Here is a 17,553-nt window from a genome sequence, read left to right on the forward strand (position 1 = left end):
CGGGCGTCGTCCTGGTCAGCGGCGGCCGTCAGGTGCGCGACACCGAGTTCGCCGTCGTCCGCGCCGGCCTGAACTACAAGTTCGGCTCCTACTAGGATCCGAACCAACGGCCTCCCGCGCGATCGATCCGGTCGCGCGGGCCCCGGCCAACAAGAAAGCCCGGCCTTACGGCCGGGCTTTCTTGCGTTTGGGCTCCTGTTCCGCGGCGCCGCGTCTTCGGGCACCTGCCGAGTCCGAAGACTTGACAGGTCCGAAGGTTTGACGAGTCCGAAGGCTTGCGGAGCTCGAAGACTTGCCGATGGTGGAGCGTTGCCGATCCTCGCCCGCGCCCCCGGGTTTTCGGAGGCGCAGGCGCTTGCCGTCTCAGATGTCGAGTTCGGCCCCGTCGGCGAAGGCCGCCCGCTCGGAGATGAAGGTGAAACGCGCCTCGGGCTTGTTGCCCATCAGGCGCTCGACCGCGTCCCCGGTGGAGTCCCGGGCCTCGTCCAGCACCTCCACCCGCAGGAGCGTGCGCTTCTTCGGGTCCATGGTGGTCTCCTTGAGCTGCGCCGGCATCATCTCGCCGAGGCCCTTGAAGCGGCCGATCTCGACCTTGCCGTTCTTGAACACGGTCTTGATCAGCTGGGCCTTGTGGTCGTCGTCCCGGGCATAGGCCGTCTTGGCCCCCTGGCTGATCCGGTAGAGCGGTGGGATCGCCAGGTAGAGGTGCCCCCGGTCGATGAGCTTGGGCATCTGCCGGTAGAAGAACGTGATCAGCAGCGAGGCGATATGGGCACCGTCGACGTCGGCGTCCGTCATGATGATCACCTTCTCGTAGCGAAGGTCCTCCGAGCGGTAGCCCGTGCCGGTGCCGCAGCCCAGCGCCTGGGTCAGGTCCGAGATCAGCTGGTTGGCGCCGAGCTTGTCCCGGCTCGCCGAGGCGACGTTGAGGATCTTGCCGCGCAGGGGCAGGATCGCCTGGGTGGCGCGGTCGCGCGCCTGCTTGGCCGAGCCGCCGGCCGAGTCGCCCTCGACGATGAAGATCTCCGAACCGGCCATGCCCGCCTTGGAGCAGTCGGCGAGCTTGCCCGGCAGCCGCAGCTTGCGGGTGGCGGACTTGCGCGCGACCTCCTTCTCCTGGCGCCGGCGCAGGCGCTCCTCGGCCCGGTCGATCACCCAGTCGAGGAGCTTGTTGGCCTGGGCCGGGGAGGCGGCGAGCCAGTGGTCGAAGGCGTCGCGGATCGCGGTCTCGACGATGCGCGAGGCCTCGACGGTAGCGAGCTTGTCCTTGGTCTGGCCCTGGAACTCGGGTTCGCGGATGAAGACCGAGAGCATCGAGGCGCAGGTCGCCATGACGTCGTCGGTGGTCACCGCATTCATGCGCTTGGCCTGGCCGACGCGCTCGGCATGCTCGCGCAGGGCCCGCAGCAGGGCGACGCGCAGGCCGCTCTCGTGGGTGCCGCCCTCCGCCGTCGGGATGGTGTTGCAGTAGGAGGCCGAGACGCCGTCGTCGGTCACCATCCAGGCGACGGCCCATTCGAGGGAGCCGTGCCCGCCCGGCTTGGTGATCTTGCCCGAGAAGATCGCGTCGGTGACGAGTTCCTTGCCCTCGAGATCGCGGGCGAGATAGTCGCGCAGGCCCCCGGGGAAGCGGTGCACGGTCTCGGCCGGCACGTCGTCCAGGCCCTCCAGCAGGGCAGGGGCGCAGCGCCAGCGGATTTCGACTCCGCCGAACAGGTAGGCCTTGGAGCGCGCCATCCTGAACAGGCGGCGGGGGTCGAACTTCAGCGCCCCGAAGATCTCGGCATCGGGGTGGAAGCGCACGCGGGTGCCGCGCCGGTTCTGCACCCGGCCGACGGTTTCCAGGGGACCCTGCACGAGTCCGCGCGAAAAGGTTTGGCGATACAGGGTCTGGCTGCGGGCGACCTCGACCTCGAGCTCGTCCGAGAGGGCGTTCACCACCGAGATGCCGACGCCGTGCAGGCCTCCGGACGTCTCGTAGACCTTCGAGTCGAACTTACCGCCCGCGTGCAGGACGGTCATGATGACCTCCAGGGCGGACTGGTGCGCGTGTTTCGGGTGCGGATGGGGATCGACCGGGATGCCGCGCCCATTGTCGGTGACGACGAGGTGGCCGCTCTCCTCCAGTTCCACCTCGATGAAGCTGGCATGGCCCGCCACCGCCTCGTCCATGGCGTTGTCGATCACCTCGGCGAAGAGGTGGTGCAGGGCGCGCTCGTCGGTGCCGCCGATATACATGCCGGGGCGGCGGCGCACCGGCTCCAGCCCCTCCAGCACCTCGATGGTGGAGGCGTCGTAGCCGGCTTCCGCCGAGACGGGCGGCGGCGGCGGCGCGAGCGGCGCCACGGCGGCGTCGAGCTTGCGACGCTCGGCGGCCTTCGGCAGGGGCGCCTTGCCGCCGGCGAAGAGATCGCGTGCGGGGTCGCTCACCGGAGCGCCTCGCGCGGGTGATGGTGAGGCCGCGGGCTTCGCGGGCCGGATCGCAGAGGGAGACCGTGCAGCATTCGCCTTCATCCTCTCACCATACCGGAACAAACCGGAAACAGAAAGGGGTTCCCGCCCTCCGGGGCGGAGGCCGGAAGCCCCCGCCGCACAGGACGTACCACCCCATGACATGGTATGGGGGTGGTTAAGAAGGCCTGACGGCCGCGTGATCCGTGGATCGTTGCCCCGGGCGGCGCGCCCGTGGGCCGCCTCAGGTCCCGACGCGGCCGCCCCCGCGGCGGGTGATCGTCAGCACGGCGGGGCGCGGCGGCATCGCCGGGTCGAAATCGGGCCAGCGCGTGGCGGGCGCCTCGAAGGTGGCGGGCACCGCCTTCGAGTCCTCCTCGTCGGCCTCGCCGGGATGCTGGACGGCCACGAAGAAGGTGGTGTCGTCGGGGACGAAATAGGGGCCGCACATCTCGGCGCCGTGGGGCACCCGGAAGAAGTGCTTGGCCGTGCCCCGGCCCGCGCCCTCGGTCTCCACCGCCCAGATCCCGTCGTTGCGCCCGGTGCGCGAGGGCGCGTTGCCGTCCGTGGCGACCCAGAGCCGGCCGAGGCCGTCGACGGCGCAATTGTCCGGCATGCCGAACCAGCCGTTCGCGGTGGTGGCCGACGAGAAGGTGGCGCCGACCTGGGCGATGGCCGGATCGCCGCAGCGGACCAGGATCTCCCAGGCGAAGCCCGGGGCCGCGTGGTCGCCGTCGTCGGGGGTGAGCTCGACGATGTGGCCGAAGCGGTTGTCGGCCCGGGGGTTGGCGGCGTCGACCTGGTCCGCCTTGCGCTTCCCGTTGTTGGTCAGCATCACGTAGACCTTGCCGGTCTTCGGGTTGGCCTCGACATCCTCGGGCCGGTCCATCTTGGTGGCCCCGAGCCGGTCGGCGGCGAGCCGGGCGCCGATCACCACGTCGGCCTGGGACGCGAAGCCGTTCTCGGGCGTCAGCGGGCCCTGCCCGAAGACCAGCGGCATCCAGGTGCCGCGCCCATCGGCGTCGAAGCGGGCCACGTGCAGGGTGCCGGAATCGAGCAGGTCGCGGTCGCCGCTGTCGGCCCGGCCGGCGGTGACGAACTTGTAGACGTAGTCGAAGCGCTCGTCGTCGCCCTGGTAGATCACGTATTGGCCCTGCTTGGCGACGATGCCAGCCGCGCCCTCGTGCTTGAAGCGCCCCAGGGCCGTGCGCTTCTTCGGGACGCTCGTCGGGTCGAAGGGGTCGATCTCCACCACCCAGCCGAAGCGGTTCGGCTCGTTGGGCGCGCGGCCGACATCGAAGCGCTCGTGGAAGCGGCCCCAGGCATAGGCGCCGGCCGGCAGGTTGAAGCGCTTGTGGTTGGCGGCCTCCGGCGACCCCGCCGGCAGGGCGCCGGAGAAGTAGTAGTTGATGTTCTCCTCGCAGGTCAGCCACGTCCCCCACGGGGTCGTGCCGCCGGCGCAGTTGTTGATCATCCCGAGGGCCGAGCGGCCGCTGGGATCGGCGGCGGTCCGCACCCGGTCGGTGCCGGCGGCCGGGCCGGTCAGGACCATCGGCGTCGCGGCGGTGATGCGGCGGGCGTAGCGCGAGTCGGGCACCACCGCCCAGCGGCCGTCCTGGCGCCGGATCTCGATGACCGAGCCGCCATGGGCCGCCATCTCGATGTCGACGAGCTCCCGGGTCATGCCCTGGAAGTCGACCGCCTTGCCGTCCTGGCGGCCGAGGCCGGGGAACATGAGCTCCTCGTTGGTGTATTCGTGGTTGACCACGAGGAGGCCGTGCGCCGCCGGGTCGGCCGCCCCCGGCATGGGGAAGTAGCCGACGAAATCGTTGTTGTAGCCGAACTGCTGGGCCTGGGCGGCCGCCGTCTGGTTGCGCGGGTCGAAGGCGGGCGCGCCGGGCAGCACCGGGTCGCCCCAGCGGATCAGGATCTCGGCGTCGTGCCCGGCGGCGACGTGGTGGTGCGCATCCGATCCGGCCGCGATCTCGGCGAAGGGGAAGCGGGCGTCGGCGCTGGGAGCGGCCTCGGCCGCCTGCGCCCCGCCGGCGGCCAGGGCGCGAGGCGTCACCACGGCCGCGATGGCGCCGACGCCGAGGAGACCGCGCAGGAGGTCGCGCCGGTCGAAGCGCGCCGCCACGACGTCGCCGAAGGTCGGGTTCCGGCTGCCGTTCGAGCCGTGATCCTCGGCGGCCTCGGCGGCCTGCGAGCGGGTTCGCATCGGTTCGGTCATGCGGCGGCTCCGGCAAGGCGGGTGGCGGGAAGGCGGGTAGACGGGACAGCGGGCGGCAAACCCTCCCGCTAGCCGCCCCGCATGGCACCGGTGTGACAGCGTCCCGGAGCGTCAGAAGCGGTAGGCCGTCCGGCAGGCGCCCCAGTGCCGGCCCTGCACGCGGATCGGCGCATCGACCTCGCGCACCATGACGATGCGGTCGCCGATCTCGCGGCGATAGACCTGGACGGTGGCCGGGCGGGTGGAGCGCGCGGCGGTGATGCCGGTGCGATCGTCGAAGATGCGCCGGTTGCGGCTGTGGGCGTTGTTCCAGACGGGGTCGCCCGGCCGCTGCGGCTGCGACACCGCGCGATTGTGCACCGGCACGTAGCCGTTCCGGTCGGCCACGATGCAGAACATCATCGCCGGGTCCTCGGCCAGGGGCGCCTCCAGCACGCCGCCCAGCAGCCGCTCCAGGGTCTCGACCGACCGGGTCATGAACTGGCGCGGGTGGGTGTCGAGGATCGCCACGTAGTCGGTGTCGAACAGGAGGCCGGCGGAGAGACGCCCGGCCGCGATCTCGGCGTCCAGCAGGCCGCTGATGGTGCCGGCGACGGCCTGGGCCCGGGCGACCAGGGGCGCGTACTCCGCCTGGATCGCCGCGAGCCTGGCCGCGAGCTTCGCCGCGGTCTCGGCGCCGAGATCCTCGAAGGCGCAGTGCAGGCCCATCGGGCTGACGGCCGCCACCCGGGCCCGGACGGGCCCGATCGCGGCGACCTCGAGCTCGAGGAGGCTTCCCGCGGCGATCGCCGGCCCGGCCTCGGGCCGGGCCAGCAGAAGGCCGCCCTCGCTGAGGTCGATGGTGCGGATCCGGGTCCCGTCCCGGAGCGCGACCGACAGGTCGGCCGGGTAGCGGTCTGCCCGCCGCCGGTCGCCGATCTCGTTCTGGCGGATCACCGCGACGAAGCGGCGCCCGAGGCCGGCGGCCTCCTCGGCGGCCTGGCCGGCGGCGCTCTCCATGGCCTCGGCCCGCCGGTCGAGGGCGACGGTGGCGGCGCTGGTCTCGCCCGCGCCGACGCTCACGTCGGCGATCAGGCCCGCCGTCCGCGTGGCCTCCGAGACCACGTCGGTGACGATGCCGACCTGCTGGTCGACGATACCCCGCACGGTGCCGAAGGCTGGCCGGACCGCCTCGATCGCCTCCGCCGCCGCACCGATGGCGGCGCTGGAGGCGGTCGCCCCCTCGCGCAGCCGCGCGATCCGGCTGCGGACGTCGTCGGCCGCCCGGGCGGTCTCCACCGCGAGGGCCTTCACCTCCGCCGCCACCACGACGAAGCCGCGGCCCGCCTCGCCGGCCCGGGCCGCCTCGATGGTGGCGTTCAGCGCCAGCAGGTTGGTCTGGCGCGCGACCGCCGAGATGGTGTCGACGATGCTGGCGATCTCGTTGCCGGCCGTCGCCAGGGCGCCGATGAGTGCCCGGGCCTCGTCCCCGCGGGTGCCCGCCTGATCGAGATGCCCGGAGGCCTGCGCCATGGCGTCGGTGATGCGCGTCGAGACCGTGGACAGGCCCTGGGTCCGCCCGGTGAAGCCGGCACTGGCCGCGCTCGCCGCCTCGGCGGCCTCGGCGAGGTGGCGCATGCGGTCGCGGATGCCGGCGAGCCCGGCCTGCATGTCCACCACCTCGGTCCGGGTCGCCGCGATGGCGGCGCCGACATTGCCGATCGCCGTCAGGACGTCGCTCTCGATGGCGTCCAGCACCTCGCCGTGAACGGCCCGCGGCGGCGGATCGGCCCCCACCCGGGGCTGCGCCACCGGCACGGCCTGTGCAGTTGTCGCCCCGGGCCCGTCAGCCTGCTGTCTGGATAAGAATCGCATGTCTGCAATGTTTGGGGCAAGTCCATAAACAAGTGCTAACATTGCGCAGTCCAACCGACCACAAAGGGCCGGATCGCAACGTGGGACCGGTCACGGGTTCGGCCGTCGCCGGGCTCGGAGGCCGAAGCCCCGGCGTCATCTGCCGGGCTCTCGCCCAAGGGTCGCCGCAGCTTTGCCGAGATCCTTTCCGGCCCGGCCGTCGAGGGGCGCGCCGTCCCGCCACCGGCGCGGTTGCCCGACAACCGCGACGATCGGGGGAGGGCGAGCCTTCGCGGGCGCTCAGGCCTTCTTGCGTGCGGCCGGGGCGGGCTTCCCCGCCGCAGACTTCTCCGATGCCGGTTTGCCGGCGCTCTTCGCCGGTGCCTTGGCGGCCTTGGCGGGTTCGGCGACCGCGTCGCCGTCCGCCGCCGTCGTCTCGGCAGCCTTCTTGGAAGGCGCTTTCTTGGAAGCCGCCTTCTTAGTCGCCGTCGCCTTGGCCGGGGCCTTGGCACCCGCCGCCTTGCGAGCCGGGGCCTTCTTCTTGCCCCCGCCCGCGGCTTCCCGGGCGGCGATCAGCTCCAGCGCCTGGGGCAGGTCGACGGCCTCGGCCGCCATGGTCTTGGGCAGCGTCGCGTTGGTGGTGCCGTCGGTGACGTAGGGGCCGTACTTGCCCGACTTCACCACGATGGGCTTGCCCGTCTCCGGGTGCTCGCCGAGGGGCCGACCCGGATCCGCCGCCGGCCCGCGCCGGCCGCCGCCCTGTTCCTTGGCGACGATGAGGTCGATGGCCCGGTTGGCGCCGATCTCCAGCACGTCGTCGTCGCGCCCGAGATTCGCGTACATCTTGCCGTGCTGCACGTAGGGCCCGAAGCGGCCGAGATTGGCCAGGATCGGCTCCCCGGTCTCTGGATGCTTCGCCACCTCGCGCGGCAGGGAGAGCAGCTTCAGGGCCATCTCCAGGTCGACCGAGGACGGGCTGGTGCCCTTCGGGATCGACGAGCGCTTGGGCTTGGGCGCCTCCTTCTCGGTGGAGGCCTCGCCGAGCTGCACGAAGGGGCCGAAGCGGCCGTCGCGCACCGTCACGGGCAGCCCGGAGACGGGGTCGTTGCCGAGCACCCGCGTGCCGGGCTGGCCGCCGTTCTCGGACGAGCCCTCGCCGTCGCCCTCGACGCCCGAGGCGGCGAGCTGGCGGGTGTACTTGCACTCCGGGTAGTTCGAGCAGCCCACGAAGGCGCCGAACTTGCCGAGCTTCAGGGAGAGTTGGCCGGAGCCGCAGGTCGGGCAGGTGCGCGGGTTCGAGCCGTCGGCCTTCTCGGGGAAGATGTGGGCGCCGAGGAGATCGTTGAGGGCGTCGAGCACCTCCGTGACGCGCAGTTCCTTGGTGCCGGCGATCGCCGCGGAGAACTCGCGCCAGAAGTCGCGCAGCACCTCGCGCCAGTCGATCTCGGCGTTCGAGACCCGGTCGAGCTGCGTCTCGAGGTCGGCGGTGAAGTCGTACTCGACGTAGCGCTTGAAGAAGCTCTCGAGGAAGCCGGTGACGAGGCGGCCCTTGTCCTCGGCCACGAGGCGCTTCTTGTCGATCCGCACGTATTCGCGGTCGCGCAGGGTCTGCAGCACGGCGGCGTAGGTGGAGGGCCGGCCGATGCCGAGCTCCTCCATGCGCTTGACGAGGCTGGCCTCGGAGTAGCGCGGCGGCGGCTCGGTGAAGTGCTGGGTCGAGGCGATGCGCTCGCGCTTGAGCGGATCGCCCGCCTTCATCGGCGGCAGACGCCGGCCGTCCTCGTCCTCCTCGTCGTCCTTGCCCTCCTGGTAGAGGGTGAGGAAGCCGTCGAACTTCACCACCTGGCCGGTGGCGCGCAGCTCCAGCGTGCGCGGCCCGACCTGGGCGACCACGTCCACGGTCGTGCGCTCCAGCTCAGCCGATTCCATCTGGCTCGCCACCGTGCGGGTCCAGATCAGCTCGTAGAGCTTGGCCTGCTCGGCATCGACGGTGCGGGCCACCGTCTTGGGCAGCCGGCTCATGTCGGTGGGGCGCACCGCCTCGTGCGCCTCCTGGGCGTTCTTGGCCTTGACGCTGTACTTGCGCGGCGCCCCCGGCAGGTAGCGCTCGCCGTATTCCTTGCCGATGACCTGCCGGACGTCGGCGATCGCCTCCGGCGCCATGTCGACGCCGTCGGTCCGCATGTAGGTGATCAGGCCCACCGTCTCGCCGTCGATCTCGACGCCCTCGTAGAGCTTCTGGGCGGCGCGCATGGTCTGGGCCGGCGCCATCCCGAGCTTGCGGGAGGCCTCCTGCTGCAGGGTCGAGGTGGTGAAGGGCGGGGCAGGGTGGCGCTTGGCGGGCTTGGCCTCGACGCTGCCCACCGAGAAGGTGCCGAGCTCGAGGTCGCGCTTGAACGCCGCCGCCTCCTCGCCGGTGCCGACGTCGAGGCGCTGGATGCGCTTGCCGTCCGCGCCGGTGAGGCGGGCCTCGAAGCTGGCGCCGGTCTCCGTCACCAGGGTCGCCACCAGGGACCAGTATTCCCGCGGCTTGAAGACCTCGATCTCGCGCTCGCGCTCGCAGACGAGGCGTAGCGCCACCGACTGCACGCGCCCGGCCGACCGGGCGCCGGGCAGCTTGCGCCACAGCACCGGCGAGAGGTTGAAGCCGACGAGGTAGTCGAGCGCCCGGCGGGCCAGGTAGGCGTCGACCAGCGCCTGGTCGATCTGCCGGGGCTGGCGCATGGCGGTCTCCACCGCCGCCTTGGTGATGGCGTTGAAGGTCACGCGCTCCACCGGCATGCCCTTGAGGGCGCGGCGGGCGGTGAGGGCCTCGACCACGTGCCAGGAGATCGCCTCGCCCTCGCGATCCGGGTCGGTGGCGAGAATCAGGCCGTCGGCGCCCTTAAGCGCCTTGACGATGTCGGAGACGCGCTTCGATCCGCGATCGTCGAGCTCCCACAGCATGTGGAAGTCCGCCTCCGGATCGACGGAGCCGTCCTTGGCCGGAAGGTCTCGGATATGGCCGAACGAGGCGAGAACCTCGTAGTCGCGGCCGAGATACTTGTTGATCGTCTTGGCCTTGGCCGGCGACTCGACGACGACGACTTTCATGTGCTGGTACTAGCCTCTCGTCAGGGCCTGACCCGCAGCAACGACCGTTCCCAGATTGTGCGGGGGGCGTCGCCACCCGTCCGGAGAGGGGGTCGGCGCGGGGGAGAAGTGGGTCAAGCCCAGGGGGATGTCAAATGACCGGGCCGGCCCGGCCGGGCCTCACCCCCGTTTGGCGAAGGTCAGGGCTGCGTCGAGCGCCCCGTTCAGGGTGGTCACCAGCACGTCGGCGGAGAGGGTGCGACGCAGCCGGTCGAGGGAGGCCGGATCGCGCTCGCGCCAGAAGCCGACGAGGACCCGCACCCCCGGAATCGCCCGCCGCGCCTGGCGGACGTTCAGCCGGATCTGCGACAGGCTGACGGGCTCCAGGTAAGAGAAGCAGACCAGGGCGATCCCCGAGAGGTCGTCCGGCGTCTCGCCCCGGCGCAGCTCCGCCATCGACATCACCTGCGCGCCGAGGCCGTGCCGTCCCAGGATCTGCCCCAGCATCGCCGTCGCCGCCTCGTCGAACGGGCCGCGGCTCGAGACGCAGAGCACCGGCCGGGCCGCGCGCCAGCGCGCCGGGAGGTCGTCCGGGCGCAGCACCACGGCGGCGACCTGCCGGTCCGGCCCGATGGCGGCGATCGCCGCCGAGGTCTCGGAATTGCCGGCCGAGCCGGAAGACCCGATCTTGCGGCCCACCGGCATGGTGCCGAGGCGGGCGACGACGGTGCGCAGGGCGGTGCCGACCTGGTCCTGGCGGATCCGGTCGAGGGTCCCGCGAGACAGGTCCTCCTGGGCCATCAGCAGGCCGGCCAGCACGACCTCGTCGTAGTAGGTGACGAGGGCACGGGCCTTGAGGAACATCCGGCCCTGGTCGATCGCCTCCTCAGGGTCCCCCGCCAGCATGCGCTGGTAGAAGATCTCCGGCGGCGACAGGGCCGGGCGGTCGCCCAGGATGACGTCGAGGTACCAGAGCCGCTCGATGTGGCGCCCCAGCACCACGAGGCAGACGGTGATGGGGGTGGCCAGCACGAGGCCGATCGGCCCCCACAGGAAGGCCCAGAGGGTGGCGGCCAGGATCACCGCGATGGGCGAGAGTCCGGTGGAATGGCCGTAGAGCAGGGGCTCGACCACGTGGCCGGCGATGGGCTCCACCACCAGGAACAGGGCCGCGGTGGCGATGACCATGCTCCAGCCCGGATCGACGGCGGCGGCCACGATCAGGGGTAGGAGGGCGCTGATCGCCGCGCCGATGTAAGGCACGAAGCGCATGATCGCGGCCAGCACCCCGAACAGGATCGGGTTGGGCACGCCGATGACCCAGAGGCCGAGGCCGATCACGAGGCCGAAGGCGATGTTGAGGACGAGCTGGGCGAGGAAGAACCGGCTGAGGCGGGCCACCGCGTCGTCGATGGCCGCCGTGGTCCGGCGCAGATCCCCCGAGCCCGCCAGGCGGATCGCGCGGTTCCGCAGATCCTCCCGCTGCAGCAGGATGAAGATCGTGAAGATCAGGATCAGGCCCGTGGTGGCGAGCGGATGCAGGATCGGGCCGGCGACGGCGCCGAGGGTTCCGATCAGCCCGGCCTTGGCCGAGGCGATCTGGACGTGGAGGGGATGGGCGACGCTGCCGGCGCTGCCCTCGGGCGGGGTGGCGTTCGGGTCCGGCTGCAGCTCGGCGCCGAGATCCTGCACCATGTCGACCATGCGGGAGAGGGTGCCGCTGCCGGCGGTCGCCTCCTTCAACGAGGCGATCTTCTCGCGCATCGTCACCTGATAGCGCGGCAGGTCGGAGGCGAGCTGCGCCGCCTCGTTGGCGATGAGGACCGACACCCCGAGGAGCGCCCCGAAGGCCGTGAGCACCACCGCCAGGACGGCCAGCGCCCGGGGCACCCGGATGCGGCGCAGGAGGCGTACCCCCGGCACCAGGACGAAGCTCAGCAGGATCGCCAGGGTCACCGGCACGAAGATGTCGCGCCCGAGATACAGGGCCGCCGCGATGGTGATCACGAGGAGGCAGGAGGCCAGGGTCGTGAAGACCGGCATCGCCTGCCGTAGGAGGCGGGCGGTGATGGGATCGTCGCTCATGGATGGGATGGGTCTCGTTGGGGTGAGCGACGCGGTCGCCGATGCGCGGGCATCGGGGGCGCGGGGCGGCCGGGCGGGCCGCCTCAGGCGATGGCGGGCGCCTGCGGACCGACGGCAGCGTTGATCTGGGTCAGCAGCTTGGAGAAGTCCACCGGCTTCGGGTGGTAGTCGTTGCAGCCGGCCTGGATCGCCTTGTCGCGATCGCCCGACATGGCGTGCGCGGTCAGGGCGATGATCGGGATCCCCTTGGTGTCGCTGCCGGATTTCAGCACGCGGGCCGCCGACCAGCCGTCCAGGATGGGCAGGTTCATGTCGAGGAGGATGACATCCGGCTGCCCGGTGCGGGCCTGCTGCACGCCGGATTCGCCGTCATGGGCGAGGATCACGTCGTAGCCGCGCCGCTTCAGCCGGCGGGACAGGAAGTCCCAGATCTCCTCGTGATCTTCCACCAGAAGAATTTTCGCCATCACCCCAATACCCTTCGATCGTCCCCGGCCCCGATGCCGCCGGATCTGTCGCGCCCCGGGCGGTCCGCACAGGACCCGGCCCCCGACACGCGAGCCCCCCGAGCAAGACACGTGCACGGGCCGAGCGGTGAACGCACGATCGGCCGGAACGGTCCATGGCATCCCACGCGATCGAGCGACACAGGCTCCGTGCTGTGACGGCCCTGCCCCTCAGGGAATGCGCGCGGCCGGCGCCGGGGCCGGCGGATCGAGGCTCGTCCGGGGCCGGTCGTCGCTGAAGCGCCCCTGGCTGCCCGGCAGGAGGCCGTTGTTTTGCATCCAGATCATCAGCATCACGGCCGCCAGTAGCGTCGCGAAGGAGGTGAGGCGACCGATGTCGCGCCGCCGGACGATCATCAGGACGAAGGTGGCCAGGAGCAGGAGGGACAGGACGAGGAGCAGCATGGGGCCTTCCCGGCGAGGCTGTCCGGCCGAAGTTCACTCCGGCGCGGACCGCGGGGCCAACGGGATCGATGCCGCGGCCGTTCCACGGACCGGTCTTTGGGGAACCCGGTGCCCCGGGAACCGGGCCTCCAGGCAACCGGGCCTCCAGGGTACCAGGCCTTCAGGGAACAAGGCACGGCGCGGACCTCTTCTCGTCCGGATGGCCCGTTCGCGGCCACGGCTTCCCACAATCCTACAATCCCACAATCCCCCCCATCCCGCCCGCGCGCCGCCCCCGGCCCCCAGGCTCTTGGAGATCCGCCATGAAGGCACTGTGCTGGCACGGCAAGGGCGACATCCGCTGCGATACGGTTCCCGATCCGCAGATCGAGGATGCCCGCGACGTCATCATCAAGGTGACGAGCTGCGCCATCTGCGGCTCGGATCTCCACCTGATGGACGGGCAGATGCCCACCATGGAATCCGGCGACGTCCTCGGCCACGAATTCATGGGCGAGGTGGTGGAGGTCGGAACCGGCTTCACCAAGTTCCGCAAGGGCGACCGCATCGTCGTGCCCTTCAACATCAATTGCGGCGAGTGCCGCCAGTGCCGCCTCGGCAACTGGTCGGTCTGCCAGCGCTCGAACCGCAACGCCGCCATGGCGGCCGCCCAGTTCGGCTACACCACCGCGGGCCTGTTCGGGTACTCGCACATCACCGGCGGCTATGCCGGCGGCCAGGCCGAGTACGTGCGCGTGCCCATGGCCGACGTCGGCCCGATGAAGGTGCCGGACGGCATGGACGACGAGTCGGTGCTGTTCCTCACCGACATCCTGCCCACCGGCTGGCAGGGCGCCGAGCATTGCGAGATCAAGGGCGGTGAGATCATCGCGGTCTGGGGGGCCGGGCCCGTCGGCCTGTTCGCGATCCAGTCGGCCAAGATCATGGGGGCCGAGCGCATCATCGCCATCGAGACCGTGCCCGAGCGCCTGGCGCTGGCCCGCAAATACGGCGCCACCGACGTCATCGACTTCATGAAGGAGGACGTCTTCGCGCGCATCCTGGAGATCAGCAAGGGGGAGGGCGCCGACGGCGTCATCGACTGCGTCGGCATGGAGGCCACCGCCGGCCATGGCATCGCCGGGGTGCTCAGCACCCTGCAGGAGACGCTGACCTCGACCGAGCGCCCCTATGCCCTGGCCGAGGCCATCAAGGCCGTGCGCCCCTGCGGCATCGTCTCGGTGCCGGGCGTCTATGGCGGGCCGGTGCCGGTCAACATGGGCATGATCGTCCAGAAAGGCCTGACCCTGAAGAGCGGCCAGACCCACGTGAAGCGCTACCTCGAGACGCTGACCAAGCTGATCCAGGCGGGCCGGTTCGACATGACGTCGCTGATCACGCACCGGTCGACCAACCTCGCCGACGGTCCTGATCTCTACAAGACCTTCCGGGACAAGAAGGATGGCTGCGTGAAGGTGGTGTTCCACCCCAACTGAGCCCCGACTTGCTCAACCGAGGCCGCTTCGCCGAAGTCGGAGCCCACGTCGCGCGCCGGGTTTCGGCGCGCGGCAGGACAATAGCCGACGAGATCAGGCAAGGATATCTCGGCCAACTTGCTCGGATGTGCATTGCGGGCCGCCCCCGGCATCCGCTAAAGCCGAGCAATGTCAGACTTGGAATCTCTCCTCGACCGCCTCAAGGACGCTCAGAGGACCCTCATCACAGAAGCCGCGAAGATCGCGATGCTGCCACCCGACAGCGTCCTGCGGCGCGTGGCCGACCTCGAGAACACGATCGCGGCCGTGGAGGCCCTGATCGAGGAGCAGGCCCATCGCCGTGGCCGCGCCGCGGGGTAGAGCCCCGTCGCGGGCCAAGGCCGAGCCGAGGGCCAAAGCTGAGCCGAGGGCCAAAGCTGAGCCGAGGGCCAAAGCTGAGCCGAGGGCCAAAGCTGAGCCGAGGGCCAAAGCTGAGCCGAGCACCAAGGCCGCACCGAGGAGCAAGTCCGCGCCGCCGCTCGTGACGCCGGACGGACGCTACCTCGTGGTGCGCGGCCGGCTCTGGCGCCGGACCCGCCCCGACCTCGACCCCGCCGCGCGCGACGCCCACGTCGCCGCCCTGATGGATGCGCGCCGGGCCGTGAAAGCCGGCAAGACGGCCGGAGATCCGGACGCGGTCGCGCAGGCCCGTCGGGCCGTCGATGCGGCCAAGCGCGACCTCGGCGAGCGTGGCCCCGTCTGGTGGGACGACGGCGCGCCCGACCTCAACCGGCACATGGCCCGCACCACGCCCTACGCCGAGTGGTTCGCGGCCGAGACGGCCGGGCCGACGGGTGCGGCGGGATAGCGCGCCGGCTGGACCCGCGCGGCGATTTCGCCTATATCGAGCCTGCGGTTGATGACCGGTTCGTAATAACGTTTCAGGACCCGGAGGGCAGTACTCCGGCGCCTCCACCAAAAGCCCATCCGCATCCGCAGGTGGTCTTCTGATGGGGGCGAAATAGGATCGACTGGGCGGTAAAGGGATCGCGAGTTCGCTCTCACTTCGGTGCGGGACGATGCGGCTGTCGGTAAGGACTCGACCGGTTCGACGCAGGCAACCCCTGTTTCGAGCATTTGGCCAAAACTCTAAATGCCAACGATAACGTTGTCATGGATGCCCGCCTCGCGGCGTAAGCATCTTGCGGTAGGGTAACCGTCGAAACAGAACCCGGAGCTTCGGCTCCGGGACCCACCCTTTCCCGAACCGTGCTGGCCGTCGAGAGACCGGGATCCGCCCCGACGCGGGACCGCTGCTCCGCGCGCCCTCGGGCCGCGACCGCTCCTCCTCTTCAGCGCACGCAAAAACCCCGGGGCCAGAGGGCCGCCGGGGCTTCTTCGCACCTGCGATGAGCCGCCCCCCCCCGAAGGAGAGGGCGGTCCCGGGTCGCCGATCAGACCGGCGTGGTCGGGTAGGCGCGCACGCGGTTGCGACCCTCGACGGTGCCGCCCAGGGCGTTGCCCGGGATCGCGTCCGGCGAGGTCGCGGCGGCGGCCTGCGGGGCGGTCCAGCCCTCGGCGCGCCAATTCTGGGCACGCTCGTCGACGTCGATCGAACCGTGCTCCTCCAGGATGTCCATCACCCGGGCCGCATGGGCCTGGTCGGCCCGGACCGTCACCAGGGTGCCGCCGCGGCGCACGCCCTCGCTGTAGGTGTGGGCGTCGGTCTCGCTGAGGCCCGCACCGGTCAGGCCGCCGGCGAGGCCGCCCGCCGCCGCGCCGATGCCGGCGCCCGTCAGGGTGGCCACGAGCCAGCCCGCCGCCACCACCGGGCCGACGCCCGGGATCGCCAGCAGGCCGAGACCGGTCAGCAGGCCGGCGGCGCCGCCCAGGACCGTGCCGACCGTAGCGCCCGCTCCGGCGCCGTTGGACGCCTTCTCGGGGGTGTCGCCGTGGACGGGCGAGTCGAGGTCGGTGGTGGTGCGCAGGCGCCCGGCATGGCGGTCACCCTCGTTGCTGCTCACGATGCTGATGTCGGCATGCGCGACACCGGAGGCCTCCAGCTTGGAGACGGCCGTGCTGGCATCGTTGTAGTCGTCGTACAGGGCGGTGATGGTCTGTTGGGCCATGGGAAACTCCTGTGTGCGGGCGAGGGAAGGGGCGGGGGGCGGCGGCCTACTGGGCCGCGACGTTGCCCTTGAAGTCGACGCCGACCTTGACCGGCTTGCCGTCGAGCATCGCTTCGCCGCGCCAGATGCCCTTGTCGTCCTTGGTCAGGCCCTTGACGTCCTTGTAACCGGCCTCGGTCAGGCGGTGGTGCGTCTGGGCCTCGGTGAAGCTGTTGGCGCCTTCCTCAAGCTTGGCGTTCGCCGCGGCCTTGGCCGTGGCCGGCTTGGTGGCGTCCGGCTTGTCGGTGTTGGGCCGGGTCACGGCCTCCTGGCCGCCCGAGGTGGCACTCGACTTGGCGTCCGGGGCCGGGGTGCCGGTCACGGTGGTCTGGGCGGAGGCCGAACCCGCACCGAGGATCGTCAGAAGGGCGAGGGTGGTCAGGGACCGTTTCACGGCATTCTCCTTGGATAAGTCTGCGACAGGCAAGAGTCCCTCTCAATCCCGCAGCACCGCAAAGCGTTCCAAGACGGAAACCGATCATCCGCCTCAAATGGCCAAGCCTGAGCGTTGTCATAAAAGTTCCATCTTGTCCTGACACTGATGATGAGATGAAACGACAAGATCACGCGCCGACAATAAACAGGTTTTGACCGACGCATACGCTGCACCGTGGCGACAGATCTGCCCTGTACCCCGGAAGAACATCCTTCGAGCGCGTTGAACGTCGGCCTGGAGCCCGGGGCCGGGGATCGCCGCGGCCCGCGCCAACCCCGAAGGAGCGGCGAGGCGCACCGCCGCGAAAAATCTGTCCCGCCAGGGTTGCCAGCGCAAAAAGGAGCCTCTAAACACCCGCTCACACCGGGGGCGGCACCAACCCCCACCGGTCGCAGGCGCCCGTAGCTCAGCTGGATAGAGCACCAGACTACGAATCTGGGGGTCAGAGGTTCGAATCCTTTCGGGCGCGCCATTACTTTCCGGAGACGTGTCAGGCTACTAAGGTCCTGTGTGGATTAGGGGTTGGTAGGGAGAAGCGTTTCCGACGCCTCCGGTGGCTCAATCAGGCGCTCCTGTGACCGTTCTCGTGACCGTCTTGCGCTTACTCGCTCAAGCTCCTCGTGCAGATCATCCGTGCGAAGGTGGCTGTACCGTGTGGTCATTTGCAACGTAGCGTGGCCGAGAATGCGAGAGAGCCGGTAGAGATCTCCTCCATTCTGTACCCACCATGACGCGAACGTGTGCCGCAGATCGTGGAAGCGAAATTCGGCAATCCCTGCGCGACGGCATGCACCTGCAAACGCTTTCTTCGGATCACCAATCCGTGACCCGTCTGCTTTGCAGAAGAGGTACGGCGAACGTGGACGAGCACGCTCCAAGAGACCTCTGATCGTCTGCGCTGCCAGTGGTGATA

13 protein-coding genes, 1 tRNA gene, 1 other RNA gene and 1 pseudogene are annotated in these 17,553 nt (G+C 70.6%); 6 read left to right on the top strand and 10 right to left on the bottom strand.

The window, feature by feature from the left end; all coding sequences use genetic code 11:
* A pseudogene (locus ASF58_RS26160) lies at positions 1–95 on the top strand (porin family protein); the annotation flags it as partial.
* 268 nt (positions 96–363) lie between these two features.
* On the opposite strand, the gene parE reads toward ASF58_RS26160, so the two are convergent.
* The 7 genes from parE to ASF58_RS17970 all read right to left on the bottom strand — a co-directional run bounded on the left by parE (position 364) and on the right by ASF58_RS17970 (position 12,582).
* Positions 364–2,430 carry a DNA topoisomerase IV subunit B gene (parE, locus tag ASF58_RS17940; RefSeq protein ID WP_055955554.1) on the bottom strand — a complete coding sequence of 689 codons (2,067 nt, stop codon included), beginning with the start codon at positions 2,428–2,430 and terminating at the stop codon, positions 364–366.
* Between the two features lie 265 nt (positions 2,431–2,695).
* Positions 2,696–4,681 (bottom strand): PhoX family phosphatase, encoded by a 1,986-nt coding sequence (locus ASF58_RS17945; protein ID WP_055955556.1) that lies wholly within the window; start codon positions 4,679–4,681, stop codon positions 2,696–2,698.
* A gap of 111 nt (positions 4,682–4,792) precedes the next feature.
* A complete protein-coding gene (locus ASF58_RS17950; RefSeq protein WP_162242075.1) occupies positions 4,793–6,472 on the bottom strand; it encodes a methyl-accepting chemotaxis protein in 1,680 nt (559 codons plus the stop codon).
* A 342-nt stretch (positions 6,473–6,814) separates the two neighbouring features.
* Complete coding sequence (gene topA, locus ASF58_RS17955; protein WP_055955563.1) at positions 6,815–9,607, bottom strand: type I DNA topoisomerase; 2,793 nt, start codon at positions 9,605–9,607, stop codon at positions 6,815–6,817.
* A 159-nt stretch (positions 9,608–9,766) separates the two neighbouring features.
* Positions 9,767–11,671: an AI-2E family transporter gene (locus tag ASF58_RS17960; protein ID WP_055955566.1), complete on the bottom strand. Its 1,905-nt coding sequence runs from the start codon at positions 11,669–11,671 to the stop codon at positions 9,767–9,769.
* Positions 11,672–11,754: 83 nt separating this feature from the next.
* The gene (locus ASF58_RS17965; protein ID WP_055955569.1) at positions 11,755–12,138 is read right to left on the bottom strand and encodes a response regulator; all 384 of its coding nucleotides are present in this window, start codon (positions 12,136–12,138) and stop codon (positions 11,755–11,757) included.
* Positions 12,139–12,348: 210 nt separating this feature from the next.
* The gene (locus ASF58_RS17970; protein ID WP_055955571.1) at positions 12,349–12,582 is read right to left on the bottom strand and encodes a hypothetical protein; all 234 of its coding nucleotides are present in this window, start codon (positions 12,580–12,582) and stop codon (positions 12,349–12,351) included.
* A gap of 302 nt (positions 12,583–12,884) precedes the next feature.
* Between ASF58_RS17970 and ASF58_RS17975 the strand changes: the two genes are divergently transcribed.
* The 4 genes from ASF58_RS17975 (at position 12,885) to ssrA (ending at position 15,275) form a co-directional block, all read left to right on the top strand.
* Positions 12,885–14,057 carry a zinc-dependent alcohol dehydrogenase gene (locus tag ASF58_RS17975; RefSeq protein WP_055955574.1) on the top strand — a complete coding sequence of 391 codons (1,173 nt, stop codon included), beginning with the start codon at positions 12,885–12,887 and terminating at the stop codon, positions 14,055–14,057.
* Between the two features lie 168 nt (positions 14,058–14,225).
* Positions 14,226–14,417 carry a hypothetical protein gene (locus tag ASF58_RS17980; RefSeq protein ID WP_055955577.1) on the top strand — a complete coding sequence of 64 codons (192 nt, stop codon included), beginning with the start codon at positions 14,226–14,228 and terminating at the stop codon, positions 14,415–14,417.
* A 160-nt stretch (positions 14,418–14,577) separates the two neighbouring features.
* The gene (locus ASF58_RS17985; RefSeq protein WP_055955580.1) at positions 14,578–14,904 is read left to right on the top strand and encodes a hypothetical protein; all 327 of its coding nucleotides are present in this window, start codon (positions 14,578–14,580) and stop codon (positions 14,902–14,904) included.
* Positions 14,905–14,909: 5 nt separating this feature from the next.
* Positions 14,910–15,275, top strand: a transfer-messenger RNA (tmRNA) gene (gene ssrA / locus ASF58_RS25250).
* Positions 15,276–15,490: 215 nt separating this feature from the next.
* Here the strand turns inward: ssrA and ASF58_RS17990 are convergent.
* Together ASF58_RS17990 and ASF58_RS17995 are read right to left on the bottom strand one after the other, a co-directional pair.
* Complete coding sequence (locus tag ASF58_RS17990) at positions 15,491–16,165, bottom strand: hypothetical protein (protein ID WP_055955582.1); 675 nt, start codon at positions 16,163–16,165, stop codon at positions 15,491–15,493.
* A 46-nt stretch (positions 16,166–16,211) separates the two neighbouring features.
* Positions 16,212–16,598, bottom strand: a complete 387-nt coding sequence (locus tag ASF58_RS17995; RefSeq protein ID WP_055955585.1) for a hypothetical protein — start codon at positions 16,596–16,598, stop codon at positions 16,212–16,214.
* A 437-nt stretch (positions 16,599–17,035) separates the two neighbouring features.
* On the opposite strand from ASF58_RS17995, the gene ASF58_RS18000 reads away from it, so the two are divergent.
* Positions 17,036–17,112 (top strand) — tRNA-Arg (locus tag ASF58_RS18000).
* Positions 17,113–17,155: 43 nt separating this feature from the next.
* Here the strand turns inward: ASF58_RS18000 and ASF58_RS25255 are convergent.
* Positions 17,156–17,545, bottom strand: coding sequence for a site-specific integrase (locus tag ASF58_RS25255; protein WP_082513156.1), 390 nt, complete (start codon positions 17,543–17,545; stop codon positions 17,156–17,158).
* Positions 17,546–17,553: the final 8 nt, after the last annotated feature.

This window comes from Methylobacterium sp. Leaf125 (genome assembly GCF_001423085.1).
In the GTDB taxonomy this organism is placed as follows: Bacteria; Pseudomonadota; Alphaproteobacteria; order Rhizobiales; family Beijerinckiaceae; genus Methylobacterium.

Bases quoted from the DNA above. Each gene is read 5' to 3' on its own strand.
- ASF58_RS17975 (WP_055955574.1), top strand. From the start codon at position 12,885: ATGAAGGCACTGTGCTGGCACGGCAAGGGCGACATCCGCTGCGATACG.
- ASF58_RS17960 (WP_055955566.1), bottom strand. From the start codon at position 11,671: ATGAGCGACGATCCCATCACCGCCCGCCTCCTACGGCAGGCGATGCCG.
- ASF58_RS17980 (WP_055955577.1), top strand. From the start codon at position 14,226: ATGTCAGACTTGGAATCTCTCCTCGACCGCCTCAAGGACGCTCAGAGG.
- topA (WP_055955563.1), bottom strand. From the start codon at position 9,607: ATGAAAGTCGTCGTCGTCGAGTCGCCGGCCAAGGCCAAGACGATCAAC.
- ASF58_RS17990 (WP_055955582.1), bottom strand. From the start codon at position 16,165: ATGGCCCAACAGACCATCACCGCCCTGTACGACGACTACAACGATGCC.
- ASF58_RS17970 (WP_055955571.1), bottom strand. From the start codon at position 12,582: ATGCTGCTCCTCGTCCTGTCCCTCCTGCTCCTGGCCACCTTCGTCCTG.
- ASF58_RS17945 (WP_055955556.1), bottom strand. From the start codon at position 4,681: ATGACCGAACCGATGCGAACCCGCTCGCAGGCCGCCGAGGCCGCCGAG.
- ASF58_RS17965 (WP_055955569.1), bottom strand. From the start codon at position 12,138: ATGGCGAAAATTCTTCTGGTGGAAGATCACGAGGAGATCTGGGACTTC.